At 25.9% G+C, this 18,391-nt stretch carries 17 protein-coding genes; 3 read left to right on the top strand and 14 right to left on the bottom strand.

The genetic code is table 11. The features are described 5' to 3' along the window. Positions 1-54: 54 nt before the first annotated feature. The 3 genes from HH195_RS03690 to HH195_RS03680 form a co-directional block, all read right to left on the bottom strand. Positions 55-1,311 carry a VanW family protein gene (locus HH195_RS03690; RefSeq protein ID WP_196371622.1) on the bottom strand — a complete coding sequence of 419 codons (1,257 nt, stop codon included), beginning with the start codon at positions 1,309-1,311 and terminating at the stop codon, positions 55-57. A gap of 106 nt (positions 1,312-1,417) precedes the next feature. Continuing rightward, the gene (hisJ, locus tag HH195_RS03685; RefSeq protein ID WP_196371621.1) at positions 1,418-2,233 is read right to left on the bottom strand and encodes a histidinol-phosphatase HisJ; all 816 of its coding nucleotides are present in this window, start codon (positions 2,231-2,233) and stop codon (positions 1,418-1,420) included. Between the two features lie 177 nt (positions 2,234-2,410). Next, the gene (locus HH195_RS03680; protein ID WP_196371620.1) at positions 2,411-3,514 is read right to left on the bottom strand and encodes a sensor histidine kinase; all 1,104 of its coding nucleotides are present in this window, start codon (positions 3,512-3,514) and stop codon (positions 2,411-2,413) included. Positions 3,515-3,802: 288 nt separating this feature from the next. On the opposite strand from HH195_RS03680, the gene HH195_RS03675 reads away from it, so the two are divergent. Further along, positions 3,803-4,921 carry an MGDG synthase family glycosyltransferase gene (locus HH195_RS03675; RefSeq protein ID WP_196371619.1) on the top strand — a complete coding sequence of 373 codons (1,119 nt, stop codon included), beginning with the start codon at positions 3,803-3,805 and terminating at the stop codon, positions 4,919-4,921. Positions 4,922-4,968: 47 nt separating this feature from the next. On the opposite strand, the gene HH195_RS03670 is transcribed toward HH195_RS03675, so the two are convergent. The 9 genes from HH195_RS03670 to HH195_RS03630 form a co-directional block, all read right to left on the bottom strand. Next, positions 4,969-5,757, bottom strand: coding sequence for a potassium channel family protein (locus HH195_RS03670; RefSeq protein WP_196371618.1), 789 nt, complete (start codon positions 5,755-5,757; stop codon positions 4,969-4,971). Between the two features lie 121 nt (positions 5,758-5,878). Then, complete coding sequence (locus tag HH195_RS03665) at positions 5,879-6,229, bottom strand: hypothetical protein (RefSeq protein WP_196371617.1); 351 nt, start codon at positions 6,227-6,229, stop codon at positions 5,879-5,881. A 117-nt stretch (positions 6,230-6,346) separates the two neighbouring features. After that, the gene (locus tag HH195_RS03660) at positions 6,347-7,540 is read right to left on the bottom strand and encodes a pyridoxal phosphate-dependent aminotransferase (protein WP_196371616.1); all 1,194 of its coding nucleotides are present in this window, start codon (positions 7,538-7,540) and stop codon (positions 6,347-6,349) included. Then, positions 7,537-8,022, bottom strand: coding sequence for an Lrp/AsnC family transcriptional regulator (locus HH195_RS03655; RefSeq protein ID WP_055257964.1), 486 nt, complete (start codon positions 8,020-8,022; stop codon positions 7,537-7,539). Before HH195_RS03655 ends, HH195_RS03660 begins: the two co-directional genes overlap by 4 nt. Before the next feature lie 19 nt (positions 8,023-8,041). Next, positions 8,042-8,872 (bottom strand): HAD family hydrolase, encoded by an 831-nt coding sequence (locus HH195_RS03650; RefSeq protein ID WP_196371615.1) that lies wholly within the window; start codon positions 8,870-8,872, stop codon positions 8,042-8,044. Positions 8,873-8,960: 88 nt separating this feature from the next. Beyond that, positions 8,961-10,286: an APC family permease gene (locus HH195_RS03645; protein WP_196371614.1), complete on the bottom strand. Its 1,326-nt coding sequence runs from the start codon at positions 10,284-10,286 to the stop codon at positions 8,961-8,963. 128 nt (positions 10,287-10,414) lie between these two features. Beyond that, positions 10,415-11,236 carry a polysaccharide deacetylase family protein gene (locus HH195_RS03640; protein WP_055257970.1) on the bottom strand — a complete coding sequence of 274 codons (822 nt, stop codon included), beginning with the start codon at positions 11,234-11,236 and terminating at the stop codon, positions 10,415-10,417. A 169-nt stretch (positions 11,237-11,405) separates the two neighbouring features. Further along, the gene (locus tag HH195_RS03635) at positions 11,406-12,209 is read right to left on the bottom strand and encodes a rhomboid family intramembrane serine protease (RefSeq protein ID WP_058993118.1); all 804 of its coding nucleotides are present in this window, start codon (positions 12,207-12,209) and stop codon (positions 11,406-11,408) included. 218 nt (positions 12,210-12,427) lie between these two features. After that, complete coding sequence (locus HH195_RS03630) at positions 12,428-13,987, bottom strand: nitrite/sulfite reductase (protein ID WP_196371613.1); 1,560 nt, start codon at positions 13,985-13,987, stop codon at positions 12,428-12,430. A gap of 462 nt (positions 13,988-14,449) precedes the next feature. On the opposite strand from HH195_RS03630, the gene rocF reads away from it, so the two are divergent. Together rocF and HH195_RS03620 are read left to right on the top strand one after the other, a co-directional pair. Then, positions 14,450-15,349, top strand: coding sequence for an arginase (rocF, locus tag HH195_RS03625; RefSeq protein ID WP_196371612.1), 900 nt, complete (start codon positions 14,450-14,452; stop codon positions 15,347-15,349). Positions 15,350-15,535: 186 nt separating this feature from the next. Beyond that, a complete protein-coding gene (locus tag HH195_RS03620) occupies positions 15,536-16,384 on the top strand; it encodes a DegV family protein (protein ID WP_196371611.1) in 849 nt (282 codons plus the stop codon). Between the two features lie 64 nt (positions 16,385-16,448). On the opposite strand, the gene HH195_RS03615 is transcribed toward HH195_RS03620, so the two are convergent. Together HH195_RS03615 and HH195_RS03610 are read right to left on the bottom strand one after the other, a co-directional pair. Next, positions 16,449-17,396 (bottom strand): DMT family transporter, encoded by a 948-nt coding sequence (locus HH195_RS03615; RefSeq protein ID WP_196371610.1) that lies wholly within the window; start codon positions 17,394-17,396, stop codon positions 16,449-16,451. Positions 17,397-17,405: 9 nt separating this feature from the next. Further along, the gene (locus HH195_RS03610) at positions 17,406-18,323 is read right to left on the bottom strand and encodes a M15 family metallopeptidase (RefSeq protein WP_196371609.1); all 918 of its coding nucleotides are present in this window, start codon (positions 18,321-18,323) and stop codon (positions 17,406-17,408) included. Positions 18,324-18,391: the final 68 nt, after the last annotated feature.

The raw sequence follows: 18,391 nt of genomic DNA, 5'->3' as shown, positions 1-18,391 counted from the left end.
AAATAAAGAAGTTATATATTAAATAATATATAACTTCTTTATTTTTATTTCATATTAATTATATACATCTTTAGATAATACTTCTGATTTTATTAAAACTCCACTTTCATAAGTATTTTTATAAGTTATAGATGATTTATTTCCTGTTTTAACAGCATTTATCTCTATAGATTTTTCAGGATTTTCATTTATTCCCCATATAGTAGTTTTTATTGTACAATTATCTGTTACATAAGCTTGTACAACAATTGGATTACTATAATTGTTTTTAAATTTAAAATCCACTACTCCTTTCGCTAAAGTAGCATCTCTTCCTAAAGAAACATAACTTACAGGAAGTGAATGAGGTGCTCTTTCCACAATTTCTAAATCTGAATATAAGACTGAATTGTAAAGAGTCGTAACCACTTGACAAATCCCTCCTGCAACTATTGGCACAACTTCATTATTTATAAACCCCGGAGCTGCAGTATAACCATCACTTATTTCCCTACTTCCACCTTGTTCATCAACAGATAAAACTTCTCCAGGCATTAAAACCACTTCATTTAATTTACTTGAAAATAATCTTATATTTTGAGTCCTACCACTTGTTAAATCTGGAAGAGTAGTTTCATAAGTGCCTAAAACATTCATATTATTAAAAACATCTTCATCAATCTCAACATCTACAACATTAACTGGTACTTCTACTATCTCATCAAAAGTTTCATTATTCAAATTTTCTATTATAAGCCTTTTTAATTCTTCTTTCTCAACGATAAGACCTTCTCTAGAATTTGATATTATCATTTCATCACCATTAAAAGAAACTCTAGCATCTTCTTTTTCTATATCTATTAAAGATGACAAATTATCAATATATTCATCTAAAATCTTATCATTACAAACTTCGTCAAAAGAAATAACCTTTTTATTTATTTTGATATAAATTCTATCCAATGTATTTTTAATTAAATTGCCTTCTTTTCCTATATTAATTATTTCATCAGCTATATTTTTTACATCATAGCTTAATCCAACATCTGAGGCATTAATTTTTTCATTTATTACATCTTGATAAACTATATTTATAGTATTTTCTTGTAATTTTTCATGACAATATTCATTTAAAACATCTATTAATTCATCCTTAGTTAAATTCCCTAGATTTTTATCTTCTAGATATACGCCATCATAAACCACTTCTTCTTCTACCCTTGTTTGATTAGTCGTAGATACTGCACCAGTTGTTAAAGCCCCTATAAAAACAAACATGAACAAAGCTACTATTTTTTTCTTTTTCCCCAATTTACAATTTTTTTCTTCCATATTCCCCTCACAATAAAATAACTTTAAATTCTTTATTTACCATAATTATACATTATATTTTTACCTTTTTCTATATATTCATAGATTTTATTTCACTTAAAACAAATTAAATATTTTTTATATAATCATTTATGTTTTTAAAGTAGAACCCAACATCTTTTGATTCATGTGAATCTGAACCTAATACCATAGGAATTTGATTATCCAATAAAAGTTTCATAAATACCCCAGATGGATAAACTTCTTTGCATTTTTCTTTTCTAAGTCCAGATGTGTTTAAATCTATCTCCAATTTATTTTCTTTTAGTAATTTTATTATTTCTGTTAGAATATTTATATTGTAAGAACATTGTGGGAAACTCTCCTTATATTTTCTAATCAAAGTAGGATGACCTATTCTTCTAGGTTTGTACTCTCCTAAATCACATGTTATAGATTTTAACATAGTTTTATAATATAAATTATAAAATTCATCAATTCCTCCAACTACATCAATTAATTTTCTTAATTCCTCCACACCAGAGCCAATAGGATAATATTTTCCCTTATATCTTAAAGTATGAACGGATAATATTGAATCATCTATGTATTTTCCATATTGATTTAATAATTTTTTTATGTTTTCCTCCTCCCCTTCTATATAATCAACCTCTACACCAACATTTATTTTTATTTTATTTTTATATTTATCTTTTATCTCTTTTACAGCTTTTAAATATTTTATTAAAGTTTCCTCATCCATAGCGCTATTATTCCTAGGTGATGGATCTTTTTTTAATGTTAAAGGCATATGTTCTGTAAATGTTATTTCACTAATCCCATTAAGTAAAGCCCTTTCTATATACATATCAAATGTATCTAAAGATCCATGTGGGCAATAAGGGCTATGCACATGCCCATCTCTTTTTAAATTTAATTCCATAGAATTTTCCTCCTAAGTTTTTTAATATCAAAACCATTATACTAAAACAAATATATTTTTTTAATATTATACTTTGATTAATATTCATTATTTTTATCAAAATAATATTAATAATCTTGCTTTAAAACATAAAAAATCATAATATATAAAATAAATTTATATATTATGATTTTTAAATTATCCTTCAAAATATTCATTTATACATAGATTAAAATTAGAATCTAAAACTTTTCTTTCTTCCTCACATTTAACTATTGGTAAACTAAAAGTAAACTCACTTCCTTCACCTAATTTACTTTTGCATTTTATAGTTCCATTTTGTATTTTTATCAAAGATTTTACAAGAAATAAACCAACACCACTTCCTTTAGATTTTTTCAAAAGATGACTATGATTGTTTCCTTGATAAAATCTATCAAAAATCATATCCAAATTTTTTTCATCTATACCTATACCATTATCTCTTACGGTTAATTGAAAACTTTTTTCAAACACCTCTAAAAAAACTTGAATTTTTCCACCTTCATTAGTATACTTTATAGCATTTGATAAAAGATTTAATAAAATAAGTTCTATTTTTTCTATATCGCACAAAACATACTTTTCTTCAACATTTGTATCAAATATTATCTCTATTTTTTTAGACTCGCCATATCTTATAACCGATTGAACTATATCTTCAACAGCACTAACAATCTCACATTTTTCACTATTTACCTTATAATAACCTTCTTCTATTTTGTTAATATCCATTATAGTATTTACTAAATTTAAAATTTTAAATGAATTCTTTTTTATTGAATCTAAATAACTTACAATATTTGTATTTTCATTATAAGTTATATTTCCATCATCTATATTTTTCTTTAAAAGTTGTATTGTCGATAAAATTATATTTATAGGCGTCTTCAATTCATGCGACATATCCATCATAAACATCTTTTTTTCTTTTTTACCAAGTATCATATAATATTCTTTACCCTCTGAATATTTTTTTAATACTCTTATATTATTCAAACAAAGTTTAGTACTTCCTAACATTATATATATGTTAGATATTACTTCGTTTTTTATCCTTAAAAAATCCTTCTCTCTAAATGAAGATATTTCAAAAAAGTTATTTTTACTTATATTGTCTAAATCACACTCTAACTCCTTTAAAACAATATTATTAACATAATAAATTTGTCCACTACTATCTAACACAAAAATATAATCATCTAATAGCTCCATAAACGATCTATCATAAAAATCAAACTCATATTCTCTCAAAACATCCATACTTCTCTCACCATATTTTTACTTATTATTTTGTTATTTTACATTTTTATATTCTATGTATACTTAAAAAATACCTTTTATATTAATTCTTTATTTTCATATTTCTTTAATATAACTAATGTATAATAATATATAATATTAAATATTTGTAAATATTAATATTAAATATTTGTAAAATACCTTGTATCATAAATTTATTTTTTATGTTAGAATAAATTATCATGTCAATAATAAATTTAAATAAATAAGTACTCTTATTTTTATGTACCTAAAAGAGGAGGATCAGTCATGAACGTACTTATATTATCAGCTTCTACAGGGGCAGGGCATATGAGAGCATCTAATGCTTTAAAATCTTATATTGCCAAAACTGAAAAAGATATAAATGTAGAAGTTGTAGATGTATTTAAATATATAAATCCACTACTCAATAAAACGGTTTGCAAGGGATATTTATACCTTGCTACAAAGACACCTAGGTTTTATGGTAAAATATATGCATCGACTAATAAAGATTCTAAAATACCATCAAAACTAACAAAACCAATAGTTCTTTTTAATAGAAAGCTTATGAGGCTTATAAACTATTTTAAACCTGATGTGATAGTAACTACACATCCATTTGTTACTGAAATGGTATCTAGACTTAAAAACCAAGAAAAAATAAATATCCCACTAGTTTGTATAATGACAGATTATGCACCTCATAAAACATGGATACATAAACATGTTGATGCATATATAGTAGCTAATGATGATATGCCTTCTGAAATGATTAAACTAGGCGTTCCTAAAGAAATTATTCACAGCTTTGGAATTCCCATAGATGAAGTATTTTTTAATCAGAAAGATAAAAAAGATTTAAGAAAAAATCTAAAATTAAACGAAGAGCTACCTACAATTCTTATTATGGCTGGAAGCTTTGGTGTTAAAAATATTTTAGATATATATAACGGTATAATAAAAATACCAACTGAATTTCAAATAATAGTTATAACGGGAAGAAATGAAAAACTTTATTCTGCTTTTAAAGAAATACTTCCAAACAGTTCTAAGCCTACTGAACTTATATTCTTTACACATGAAGTAGATAAATACATGCATTCTTCTGATATTATAATAACTAAACCAGGCGGACTTACAATTTCAGAGGCACTAGCTTGTAATATACCTATGGTTCTTTTTGACGCAATTCCTGGGCAAGAACAAGAAAACGCTCAGTTTTTAGTTAATCATAATATGGCTATACTTCTTGAAAAGGATAAAGACTGTTCTTATGTTATACAAAACTTGCTAGATGATAAAGCTAGATTAGAACTTATGCAAAATTCTTGCAAAGTATTTGATAAATCAGAATCATGCAAAAACATATTAAATTTAATAAAAAATTTATACAAAACAAGTTAAAGAAAGGATGGGCATGAAATTTATATAAACTAAATTTTATGCCCATCTTATCCTTTCAAAGATTTATTTGCAAACCATCCTAAGATAATCACTCCTATTGTTGATTCAAGACCTATAAGCATCCTTGTCGTATTTGTAAGTGGAACTATATCTCCAAAACCTAATGTTGTTATTGTTACCATACTTAAATAAAACATTCTAGGGAAATTAAATTTTATATAATAAAAAAAACTATTTTTATTCAAACTAGGATTTCCATCATTATTTATTATATACTGATTAAATTTTTCATTTATTTTTTCATCTATTATAATTCCAACATCTAAAACCTTATCTAAACATTTCACTCTAAATATTTTTTCTATATCTAATCCATCTAAAATCTTATTACTACTCTTTGTACTTATCTTACATTGCTTATATATATTATCTTCATGCTTTATTGACAATTCTTCTAATATTTTAAGTGTTATTACAGCATTGTATTCTAAATTATTTCTACTATTTTTTAATACTATAAATATATCACTCTCTAAATATTTATTATTTATTCTTGTTTCCTTTATTTTTAAATCATTTACATCAAATAAAAAATCTTCAGAGCAGTTATTAAAAAAAACTAAATAATTTGAATTATAATAATTTCTAAAATTGCTTTTAATACTATTTTCTAAATAATTTTCTATATAAGAATAATTTTTATCAAAAATAATTTCTTTATTTGAAAATGAATAATAAAAATCATTAGAAAAATATGTGTATAAAACTGCAAAAAATATTACTATAAAAAAATAAAAAATTATAAACTTAATAATAATTTTTTTATATATTTTCATACTATATTCCTTCAACATAATTATTAATAATACTATTGCTATTAATATAAAAATATTATTATGATTAATTATTAAAATTATCCTTTATAAAAAAATAGAGGCATGAGTTTTTCTCATACCTCTATTTCTTTTTTTTATGATTTATAAGATAAGTAAATTCATTAACATATTTTAAATCTGATTTTATAAGACCTAATATTATATTTAATCTTTTATTAAATCTCACTCCACCCATAACAAAATCAAAGGGTATATATCCTATGATTATAATTGCTACAATTAATCCTAAAGATATAATATTTATTGAATTGTAACTATAATTCAAAGTAGCAAGCAAAATCATTGCCATTACTATACTTATAGTTGCAGCTATAAGTATAATGAAGTTATTATATTTTTTTATGCTACAAATTTCCCTTATTATAAGGTCTCTTTTTGCCTTTAAGTTAATATTATCTTTATCAAAATTCATCTAACCACCCCTAAAATAAAATGGTTTAATATTTATATCAATAATGTAATTCTAACATTTTATTATTAATATTACTAGTGTTTATATTTGTCCATTTTCATAAAAATAAATATTAATTCACATTAACTTTAAGCATAATTTCCTATTTTTTAATGATTTAACAAAATCCTCAATTCTTTTTAATGCTTCCATAATATCTTCCATAGATGTTGCATAAGAACATCTTATAAACCCTTGTCCACATGAACCAAAAGCATCACCTGGAACTGTTAACACTTTTTTCTCCATTAAAAGTCTTTGACAAAACTCATCTGATGTAATATTTGTAGATTTTATATTCGGAAAAACATATAAAGCTCCCATTGGTTCAAAGCACTCAAGCCCCATTTTTCTAAATCCTTGAACAACAACCCTTCTTCTTCTATTATATTCTCTTGCCATAGCTTCTACATCTTTATCACTATTTTTCAAAGCCTCAATAGCCGCAAATTGTGCAGTAGTTGGGGCACACATTATAGCATATTGATGTATTTTTTTCATGGCATCTATTAACACTTTATGACCACAAGCATATCCAAGTCTCCACCCTGTCATGGCATATGCTTTTGAAAACCCATTTATAACTATAACCTTATCTTTTATTTCTGGAAAAGAAGCAATAGATTCATGTTTTTTACCATAAGATAACTCTGAATAAATTTCATCTGATAATATAATAATATCTTTATCCTTTAAAAACTCAACAATAGGTTTAAGTTCATCTCTAGTCATTATAGCTCCAGTTGGATTATTAGGAAAAGGTAACACTAAGACCTTTGTTTTAGGAGTTATAACTTTTTCTAAAGCTTCTTTTGTAAGTTTAAAATCATCCTCTTCTTTAAGGTCTATTATCTTAACAGTTCCTCCAGCAAAAGCAGCACATCCTTTATATGCCACAAAACTCGGTTCTGGAATTATAATTTCATCTCCAGGTCCAATTAAAGCCCTTATTGCAAGGTCTATACCTTCACTCCCTCCAACAGTTACAATTATTTCTTCTTTGGGATTATATTCTAAATTACATCTTCTCTTTAAATATTTAGAAATTTCATCTCTAAGCTCAATAAACCCAGCGTTAGATGAATAATGAGTATGTCCTTTTTCTAATGAATATATACCAGCTTCTCTAACATTCCAAGGAGTTACAAAATCAGGCTCTCCAACTCCTAATGATATGACATCCTCCATTTCATTTACTAAATCAAAATACTTTCTAATACCAGATGGAGGCATATCTTTAATATTTTTTAATATCATATCTTCTAATATCATATAATAAGAACCTCCCTATCATCCTTTAATCCTTTTTCCTTAAAAATAGTTCCATGCTCTTTATACTTTTTCAAAACAAAATGAGTCGCTATTCCATTTACATATTCTTGAATTGCAAGTTTATCAGATACAAACATAGAAACTTCTTTCATTGTTTTTCCCTCAACTATTACTGTTAAATCAAAACCACCAGATGACATTAAATAACATGCTTTAACCTCTTTAAAGTTATATATCCTCTCTGCAACCTTATCAAATCCAACTCCTCTTTGCGGTATAATTTTAACTTGAATTAATGCAGTTACTATCTCTGAATTTGTATTTTCCCAATTCACAAGAGTTGTATATCCTGCAATTACCCCACTATTTTCATAATCTTTTATAGCTTGTTCTACTTCTTCCCTAGTTTTTCCAGTCATAATAGCTATTTCTTCTACTGAATATCTACTATCTTTCTCTAACACTTCTAGTATTTCTTCCAAAACATTTGCCTCCATATATTTATTTTTCTATAGCTTCTAATAAAAATTTTACAACAGCATCGTCATTATTATTTCCTATAACAGCAGTTGATATTTCTTTAAGTCTTTTATCTGCATTTTCCATAGCATAACATCTATCTGATATTAAAAACATAGGAATATCATTTAAATTATCTCCAAAGGTTATTAAATTTTGAGATTTTAAATAATTAGATATAAATTCTATACCTTTAGCTTTAGATGCTGTTGAATTATAAATCTCCATAAAATACCATGAAGGATTATAAATATCCTCATAATAATTTACCGTTATATTTCCTATGCCATCTAATTCATTATTTATTTTATCTATTGATTCTTCTTTATCCATAACAACAATATTTATTATTTTAGAATTTTTTATAGACTTTCTATAATCATCAGTTTTAACAAAGGTTTTTAACTTTCTATCTTTTCTACCATTATAAAAATCAATTTCAGCTTCATTAAAAAACTCTTTATAATAAACATACATATGGTTTTGATTTATAGCATATACCAGATAATTTTTACACCCTTTGTCTAAAACATCTAATACCTTAAAGACTGTTTGATTATCAATTTCCTTTATATCTATATATTCTTCTCTACCCTTATCATAAATAATAACACCATTCATAAGAATCAATGGTAATTTAATATTGAGACTACTTATTATATCAACTACAGTAGCAGGTGTTCTAGCAGTTGCTATGGTGAAATTCAATCCACTATCTATCAATTTATTTAAATTATCACTTGAAAATAAAGTTATCTCTTGTCTATTATTTAAAAGAGTTCCATCTAAATCTGAAACATATAAATTTTCCAAAATTCCTCTCCTTTATCAATTAAAAATCCTTCAGATATTTTAGTATCTAAAAATAATTATATAAGTTAAACTTAACAATAACAATAACTTATACCTTTATTTTATTCTTTTTATAAAACATTACAGCACTTAAAATAACTAATATGCAAATAAACGCATAAACAAAGAATAAACTATTTCCAATACTTCCAAATAAAATTATAAGAGAACCAACTATTGCAAGGCATGGATTTATAAAGCCTTTAAATATACCCTTTACTTCCTTTGAAATCCCCATTCTTATAACCTTTATATAAAACACAATGTATAACACATAATTTATAGTTATTGATATCTCTGATATATCAGAATTTTGAAGCATATTAAATTTAACAGTTATATAATGAACTATCATCCAAAATAAAGATATTGCCATTACCAAAAATACTGATAAAATCGGCATTTTATATTTATCATTTATTTTAGATAAACTTTTAGCTTTAGGAAACATGTGTCTAATAGCCAATGAATACGGCATTCTAATGTATCCCATAATAAGTCCGTTCACAGTTCCCATAATTGATATTATGATAAATATTAATATAAGCTTTGCCCCATAAACCCCAAAAATGCTATTAGCAGCAACATTTACATGAGAATCTCCTAGAGCCATTACATTTTCAACACCTACATAAGTACTTATCCCAACAAAATATAAAACATAAATAATAAGTATAAATATTGGTGCTATAATTAAAGCCTTTGGAAGATTTTTTTTAGAATCTTTTATTTCATGACCAATCGATGTTGAAACTATCCATCCATCAAAAGAAAAAGCAATTGGTGCTATTGCACTAATCCATTTAGTTTGAGTAAAAGCATTAACATGTTCACCTGTAATACTTTGAGGATTTCCAAAAAACAATCCTACAATGGCAATTATAATAAGAGGTATAATCTTAATCACAGTTGCTGCATTCTGAAAATATCCAGAAAGTCTAAATGACAATATATTAAATAAAAATATTAAACTCATAATAATTGTTCCAATAAGTATCTGAACTTCTAAACTTTCTTCTAAACCAAAAAGCATACACCCATATATTCCAGTAACCCAAGAAACAACGACTATTATTGTTGGATAGTATAAAAATGTATGAAACCATCCAAATGCACAGGCAAACTCTTTATTCAAAGAATATTCAGCATAAGTTATAACCCCTCCAACTTCGGAATTTCTTGAAGCTAACTCTGCAATACTTAAACTTCCAAAAATAATTCCAAGTGCAGCAACTATAAATACTAATATTCCAAGTTTTATACTCCCATTTGTAGCTATTAAGATATTATCACTTTTAAAAAATATACCAGAACCAATTACAATGCCAACTATCATTGCTATAGCGGTAGGTAACCCATATCGATTTTCTTGCATAATTCCCCCAACTTTCATTTTTATATTTTATTAAATATATCATATATTTTTACATTTTTAAATGTTTTTTGAAAAAATAAAGGTTTTTATATTAAATTAAATATAAAAACCTCTAAAAAGATTATAAATTATTTAAAATGTATACAAGAATCCATATTATTACTTAATGTTCTAAATTCATAATTTTCACTAAGAAGATACTCTATCACTTCTGGCAAAGCTTCTACTGTAGATAATTTAGGATTAAGGTCATGAAAAAGTATCACCGCATTATTATTATTTTTACATCCATTTATTACGTTTTTAACAATTTCTTCCTTGCTCAAAGATTGTTTTGATGCATCTCCAGATGTAACATTCCAATCATAATACTTATATCCCTCTTCACTCATAACTTGAACTAATTCGTCCATAATAATTTTCCCACCGTACTTTTCACTTACTGTATTATTAGAACCACCAGGAAACCTAAGCATATAATTAGGTTTAATACCATATTCTATTAAAAGCCTGTTAAGTTTATTAACATCACTTTTAAAATCTTCAACCGATGTATATATTTCATTATACTCATGACAGTATGTATGATTTCCTATTTTATGTCCCTCTTTGTTCATTCTTATATACATGTCTTTATATATAGGTTTACCATTTACAAAAAAGGTAGCCTTTACATTGTATTTTTTTAATATGTTCAATATTTTAGAAGTGTTTTTAGATGGTCCATCATCAAATGTTAAATATGCAATTTTTTTAACTTTCTCTCCTTTTTCTAATGCCTCTCCATCTGTTTCAATATAATCTTTATCACTTCTATTATCTTGAAAAATCTCATTCTCCTCGCTATCATTCATAGTTTTTCCACTAGTAATATGTACAGGTATCGTAAATGATATTAATACTGCGATTACTCCTAAAAAATAAAAAACTATCCCTATCTTTTTCTTCATCTAAAATCACCACACCTATCCTAAATATTAGACCACTGTCTGTACTAGATATAGTATATGCAGTTTTTTATATATTTTTCGATGTAAATATTGGTATTTGAATATAAAAAACTATACAGACTAAAATTTAATATTTTTTAATCTGTATAGTTTTTAAATAATTATAAAGCTATTCTATATGCTCATGATTTCTTATGTGATTTATACAATAACATCTATGATCTTTGCATTTAGAACAATATCTAAATTCCATTTTAGGATCATCTTCATCTGTGATTCCACATACACTGCAAATATGTCTTGGTCTAACTACCTTTAAATGAGACGCATGCCTTCTCTTTCTTGATTTGCTTTTTACATTCCTTTTACCCTTACTAAAAATATATGGCCCAAAGAATATAAGAAAACTAATTACAGGTGCTATAACAAGCAATCTTTCACCCATGCTAGAAGCTGTTACAAACTCCCAAGCTATTAAAATTCCATTTAAATAACCTAAATATTTTACCTTTACAGGCAGTATAAAAAATAATAAAAATTCAACATCTGGATACACCATAGCAAAAGCTAAAAATAAAGAACTATTTAAATACCATGCACCAGCTGGCATTTTAGTTAAAAATGATACTATTATAGTCACTAACATTCCTAAAAAATAATAAACATTAAATTTAAAACTTCCCCAAGCCCTTTCAAGCCCTGAACCTATAACATAATATAAATAAATAGCAAATACCATCCATATAAAACCTGTGCTAGGAGGTACTATAATAAAGGATATAAGACGCCAAATCTCCCCTTGTGTTACCAACTGAGGTATTAAATATAATTTTGTTATTATTCGACTTCCATCTATTATAGATAAAACATAAACAAAAGCGGTTAATATTGTTATATAATACATTAAATTTTTAATACAAAACTTTCCAAATCTTTTCTCAAGTTTATCTATCCAAGTTATCCTATTTAGCATTAATACATACTCCTCCTTGTACTAATCTTTTAGCTGTAATTGATTTTCTTTTTATTTAATATTGATTTTTTTTAACATATATTTCTAAGTATAATTATAATATATTTTATATTAATAAGCTAGAAAAAAAATCCATAAACAATTATATTATTCAAATTTTCTATCCCATAAAAAATGCATCTCAAACTACAAAATAGTTTGAGATGCATTTTTTAATATTAAACTAAATAATTACTTGTCATAATTTGAAATTTTTCTTGATTTGCAATAAACCAAGGTTCAAATTCCATATTTTCTTTTTTAAGCTTTTTTGCTATTTCCATTAAATATTCTGGAATTCTAGCTTGTAATATATCGCCTACATAAGTTCCAAACTTAGTTTGACCTATTGCAAATTTTCCTCTAATATGAAGTTCAAAGGTATTTTGCATAGTTCCATTTACTCTTTTAAATTTTCCTGCAAAACCAATTGGTGCAAGTTCATGAATTGAACAAGAATTTGGACATCCTGATATAGCAAGTCGTGGAAGTAAATCGTCTGTTATATTATTCTCTCTAAAATATGTTATTATCTCATTTAATAATGTTTGAGATGGCATAACCCCCATTTGACATACAGGTACACCTATGCATGATATTGAATCTTCAAGTCTTGTCTTTCCTGTCATACTCTCAGTTAGTTCTAACATCTTCTCTGCTTCTTTTCCATTTAGGTTTATAATATAATACCCTTCTGTACTAGTTAGTCTTAATTCTACATCTTCCATCTCTTTAATAGCTTTTAATATCTTTTCAATATCGCAAGTTTTAAATTGTCCACCTATTGGTTTTACATAGACACTATATAGTCCTTCTTGCTTTTGTTCTGTTAATCTAAATGATTTTATATCTGTTTTTATTCCAGCTTTTAAGATTTCTTTTATAGTAGGATAAACCTTTAAAGAATCTCCAAACTTTTCAAAAGCTTCACTAAGATGTTTCATATAACATTTTGTAAATGCCTCTTCACCCATTCTTTCTACTATATACCTTATACGAGCCTTTCCATGATTATTATAATCTCCTTCAGCCATGAAAAGATTAGTTATCGCCTCTAAATGATATACAACATCTTCAGGATTTATAAGTTTTTCAAGTTCTACAGCAACTCTTGGATTTCTTCCAATTCCTCCTCCTATAAATACCTTAAATTTATTCTTCTCACCATCTTTAACAGCTAAGAATCCTAAATCAACAGCTGTTACATGTACCCTATCTTTAGTATCGTTTGATAAGTTTATTTTTAATTTTCTTGGTAAATTATAACTTGTTACTTGTCTTTTAATATTATCATCTATAGCAAATACATAAGGTACTATATCAAAAGCTTCTCCAACCTTTACTCCAGATAAAGCTGACATTGCAATATTACCAGGATTATCTCCTCCAACACCTCTTGTACAAATTCCAAATTCTATAGCTTCCTTTAAAATTTCACAAGCGTCATCTATATTTACTCCATGAAGCTGTATAGCTTGACGTGTTGTTATATGTATTTTATGTAAATCATATTTTTTAGCTAAGTTATGTATAAATTCTAGCTTTTTAACAGGAATTACACCTGCTGTTGTCCTTAATCTAACCATGAAACTTTTACCATCTCTATGTGAATATACTCCCATCTTTCCAGACGCTTTTTTAAATTGAGCTCTATTTATTTCACCACTTAAAAATTTATAAGCAATTTCTTTAAATTCATCTATTTCATTGATTAAAGTTTTTTTTAATTCACTATTCATACCTTCGACCTCCTAATATGATAAACATAGTATTTTCATTTAATTTATAATTATTTTAATATTTTATGTTTAAATTTAAACTATTATTAAAAAAGTTAATAATCAACTATATAATAATTAACTTTGCTATTTTATATTCTTTTTAATTAATTTTCTGTGATAAATATCATGGAAATTGAAAATTCACAAATTATTTAAATTTAATATTTATTTAAGTTTAATATATTTATTATTTTTAAATAGTTGACAACAATACTTTAATGTCTTAATATATTACTTGTTTATTATAATCTTACATAGAGTTTAGTTAAACTAAACTCTATGTAAGATTATAATACGTTTTTTACTTATTATAAGTTTAGATTTAGCCAAAACTACATCTAAATAGAGTCGCAAACTTAGAATTACTTCTATATTTTTAAATCAAGACTTTAATAATTTTAATTTGGAGGAATCATAAATATGAACATTAACATGATTGGCGTTCCATTATTTTATGGATGCGATAACCCAGGTGTTGAAAAAGGCCCTGATACTTTAAGAGAGAACAACATTATAGATATATTTAAAAACAATAATAACAAGATTTATGATTTGGGAAATTTATATGTAAAACATATAAATTCTTGTGATAAATTTGCCGATAATAAAAATATGAAGTACTTATCCTCTGTTATAGATGTAAATGAAAATTTAGCCCAAGTTATTTATAATAGCTTAAATGCTAATAACTTTCCTCTAGTAATTGGAGGAGATCATTCGTTAGGACTTGGCTCTTTAGCGGGTGTATCTAAACATTTTAATGGAGATTTTGGAGTTATTTGGGTAGATGCCCACGGTGATATAAATACTGATTTGACATCTCCAAGTGGTAACATACATGGAATGCCACTTGCCGCTTCTATGGGCGTTGGAAATAAATCTCTTCAAGATATTTACTTCAAAGGAAGAAAAGTTGATTCCAAAAAAGTATTTATTCTTTGTGCTAGAGATTTAGATGAAGGTGAACTTAAACTTATAAACTCTCTAAAGTTAAATGTTTGGACATCTAAATCAATTAAAGAAAAAGGAATAGAAAGGTGTATTGAAGAACTCTTAAATAGAGTTTACGATTTAAATATAAAAAACATTCATTTAAGCTTTGATATAGATTGTGCAAATCCTGACTTGGTTCCAGGTACCGGAACTCCTGTGAAAGATGGTATATCTATGAACGAAGCTAAATATATAATAGATTCATTATTTAAAACTAAAATGATTAAATCTATGGATTTTGTTGAATTTAATCCTGATATAGAATATACTACCACTTTAAACAATTGTTTAGATTTATTAAAATGTGTTGCTAAAAGCATGCAATAATAATTATATTTGCCATAATTTATTAACATGATTCAATCATAAAATAAATTATGGTTTTATTTTTAAACTTTATCATATAGTTATAAAAACTACATGTTGCATTTATTCATTTTTGTATTTATAATATTATTATGTATTTATTGATAAATAAAGTAAATTACTTTTATTAACCTTAAGGAGGCACTTATGGAAAAAATAGCTCTAATTACAGATAGTTCTTGTGGACTTTTTGAAGATTACTTAAATGAATATGATATACATTTATTAAGACTTAAAATTATATATAAAGATAGAGAATATACTGAGGGCATTGATATAACTTCTGAAGATGTTTATAAAAATTTAGAAAATGAACTTCCTACAACATCTATGCCTTCTGTTTCCGATACAAATAATCTTTTAAATGAACTTTTGAAAAAAGGATACACACACGTCATAGCTTTGCCTATATCATCTGGTCTTTCTGGAACTATAAATAGCATTAGACTTGCTTGTGAAAGTTTTGAAGGAAAGCTTGAATCTTTTATATTTGATACAAAATTAGTGTCTATGGCAAATGGTCTTTTTGTTATAGAGGTTGCTAAACTTATTAAAGAAGGCAAAAGTTTTGTAGAGATTTGTAATCTCATTCCAAAAATTCGTGAAAAAACAAATATATATTTTACAGTAGATACTTTAGAATACTTAATTAAAGGTGGAAGAATAGGAAGACTAAGTGGAAATATCGGAGAGCTTTTAAATTTAAAACCTATAATAGTTATGAATGATGAAGGTAAATATTCCTCTATTTCAAAGGTTCGCGGTACAAAACAAGCTATAAAAAAATTAATTAATATCGGTGAAAAAGCATTATCTAAAGGAAAATGTTCAATTACAGTCTCTTGCGGAACTATGCTAGATGAAGCTAAAATGCTTCAAGAAGCATTTTCTAAAAATCCAAATGCAAATATGATTCATTCAAAAACTATAAGTTCCGTAATTGGAATACATTCAGGACCTAAAGCGTTTGGTTTTGCCATAATCGAAGAATACTAAATAAAAAACGTATCAAAATAAAGCTTTGATACGTTTTGTTTCATTATCATTAAATTAGGTGTATTTATACCTGTATTTTTTTATTATTTTTTACTATGCTCATTTCACTATTTACCAAAAATATTCCTATACAAACTAGAATAAGAGCTATAATAGTTTTGCTGTTAAATATGTTTTCATTTAGAAATATTGCTGATAATATCGAACCAAATACAGGTGTTAAAAAATTAAAAACAGCTATTTTGCCAACTTTATTATATTTTAAAAGTAACGTCCAAAGACAAAAAGCTATTGCTGATAATAATCCCATGTAAATTAAAAGAGATATTGACTGTAAATTAAAGTTAGTCAAACTTCCTCCAAGGCTAAATCCACAAACTGTTAACACTACTCCTCCTATAAAAAGTTGATAACCAGTTATTATAAATGTGTCTTGTTTTTGAGATAAATTTTTACCATATATTGTTGCAGCTGACGATATAAATGTTGAAAGTATTATAAGCCCATCACCTTTAAAAGTAAATCCACTACCTAAAGAATTTCCTGTAACATTTACTAAAACAACACCAATAAATCCAATTATACATCCAATAATTTTATTAATACTAATTTTATCATTTTTGTATAAAAAATGTGCTATTATTATGCTAAAGAATGTTCCTGTTCCGTTTAAAATTGCTCCTCTAACTCCTGTTGTATAAGATAGTCCTATGTAAAAAAAAGCATACTGAAGAGATGTTTGAGTCAATCCCAAAATAACTAAACTTAACAATTGTTTTTTATTCATTTTAAATATTGATTTTTTTAAAAACATAGCTAAAGTTAAAACCATTAATCCAGCTAAAACAAATCTATATCCTGCAAAAAGTATTTTAGATTCTATATTACTAGTTTCTATTTGAAATATATCATATCCAATTTTTATAGCAGGATACGCACTTCCCCATAAAATGCAACTTATTAATGCAAAAAATAATATAATTTTTCTATTTTCAAAGAATTCTTTATACATTAATCCCCCTTAAAATAATTGATCTAGTTTATTTATAATTTCATTAGTGTTATCATCAAGTGGAACATCTAAATACCATGGCTTTTCTAAACTTTTTGTATTCTCACCAAAATATCTTGCTTTTAGTATTATTTCTGGTCTATATTCAAAATGTAATATATCAAATTTTGCCCATTTTCCTCCCCAAACAAATCCATTATCTTCAAAAGCTTTAACAAGTTCCTTTGGATATGATGCAATTCTTTTTGTTGCATCTTCTTTCTTTGCCCATTTCCAGTAATCACTATTACTTTTATTTAAATCAATGGCAATTCCAAAAGAATGTGGACTCAATCTTCCTGTGCCTTGAATATACCTATAATTAAAAGTTCCCATAATAGGTAAAACAAATTGTATTATCTTTGAATTTTGTTCTTTTTCATAAGATTTTGCTGTCTCTAAAGCACTTTTTAAAGCTCTAGCTGCTCCATTTTGTCCATTAAAAGAAATAGGACCGTACGGAGTTAAAATAGTTTCTAAATTGTTTTCAACATTTATCTCACTATAACCATAAACCTCATTTAAAAGAGAATATACCCGTATTCTTCCTGGATTTTTTCCATCCTCAACTACACAATCTATACTTTCTAACGAATAAACATCCTCTAACATATCCTGAAGATCTGGACTATTTAGCTTTTCTTCATCACTTTTCACATTTTTATCATCATATAATATTTTCCTATTAGACCTAGTCACAAGATAAATAAATCCATGTTCATCCTTGTAAACATCTTTTATATAATCACTATAAGCAATCATAAGACATAAAAGATCTTGCTTAACCATTATATCATAATCATCAGAATTATTTTTACCAAAAACTGAAATATTTGTGAATAAAACCATGATAATAGTAAATATTATTACTTTGAATATTTTTTTCATCAAACCTCACCTCAAAGCGTTTTTATTTAGCTTTACCAGAGTTTAATTTTTAATTCTAAAATTCAAAG

The sequence above is a fragment of the Candidatus Sarcina troglodytae genome, from assembly GCF_015708635.1.
Classification (GTDB): Bacteria; Bacillota; Clostridia; order Clostridiales; family Clostridiaceae; genus Sarcina; species Sarcina ventriculi.
This window is presented reverse-complemented; position numbering and strand designations above follow the sequence as displayed.

What these genes read in the sequence shown, in the direction of transcription:
- HH195_RS03690 (WP_196371622.1), bottom strand. Translation starts at nt 1,311, where the DNA reads ATGGAAGAAAAAAATTGTAAATTGGGGAAAAAGAAAAAAATAGTAGCT.
- hisJ (WP_196371621.1), bottom strand. Translation starts at nt 2,233, where the DNA reads ATGGAATTAAATTTAAAAAGAGATGGGCATGTGCATAGCCCTTATTGC.
- HH195_RS03680 (WP_196371620.1), bottom strand. Translation starts at nt 3,514, where the DNA reads ATGGATGTTTTGAGAGAATATGAGTTTGATTTTTATGATAGATCGTTT.
- HH195_RS03675 (WP_196371619.1), top strand. Translation starts at nt 3,803, where the DNA reads ATGAACGTACTTATATTATCAGCTTCTACAGGGGCAGGGCATATGAGA.
- HH195_RS03670 (WP_196371618.1), bottom strand. Translation starts at nt 5,757, where the DNA reads ATGAAAATATATAAAAAAATTATTATTAAGTTTATAATTTTTTATTTT.
- HH195_RS03665 (WP_196371617.1), bottom strand. Translation starts at nt 6,229, where the DNA reads ATGAATTTTGATAAAGATAATATTAACTTAAAGGCAAAAAGAGACCTT.
- HH195_RS03660 (WP_196371616.1), bottom strand. Translation starts at nt 7,540, where the DNA reads ATGATATTAGAAGATATGATATTAAAAAATATTAAAGATATGCCTCCA.
- HH195_RS03645 (WP_196371614.1), bottom strand. Translation starts at nt 10,286, where the DNA reads ATGCAAGAAAATCGATATGGGTTACCTACCGCTATAGCAATGATAGTT.
- HH195_RS03640 (WP_055257970.1), bottom strand. Translation starts at nt 11,236, where the DNA reads ATGAAGAAAAAGATAGGGATAGTTTTTTATTTTTTAGGAGTAATCGCA.
- HH195_RS03635 (WP_058993118.1), bottom strand. Translation starts at nt 12,209, where the DNA reads ATGCTAAATAGGATAACTTGGATAGATAAACTTGAGAAAAGATTTGGA.
- HH195_RS03630 (WP_196371613.1), bottom strand. Translation starts at nt 13,987, where the DNA reads ATGAATAGTGAATTAAAAAAAACTTTAATCAATGAAATAGATGAATTT.
- rocF (WP_196371612.1), top strand. Translation starts at nt 14,450, where the DNA reads ATGAACATTAACATGATTGGCGTTCCATTATTTTATGGATGCGATAAC.
- HH195_RS03620 (WP_196371611.1), top strand. Translation starts at nt 15,536, where the DNA reads ATGGAAAAAATAGCTCTAATTACAGATAGTTCTTGTGGACTTTTTGAA.
- HH195_RS03615 (WP_196371610.1), bottom strand. Translation starts at nt 17,396, where the DNA reads ATGTATAAAGAATTCTTTGAAAATAGAAAAATTATATTATTTTTTGCA.
- HH195_RS03610 (WP_196371609.1), bottom strand. Translation starts at nt 18,323, where the DNA reads ATGAAAAAAATATTCAAAGTAATAATATTTACTATTATCATGGTTTTA.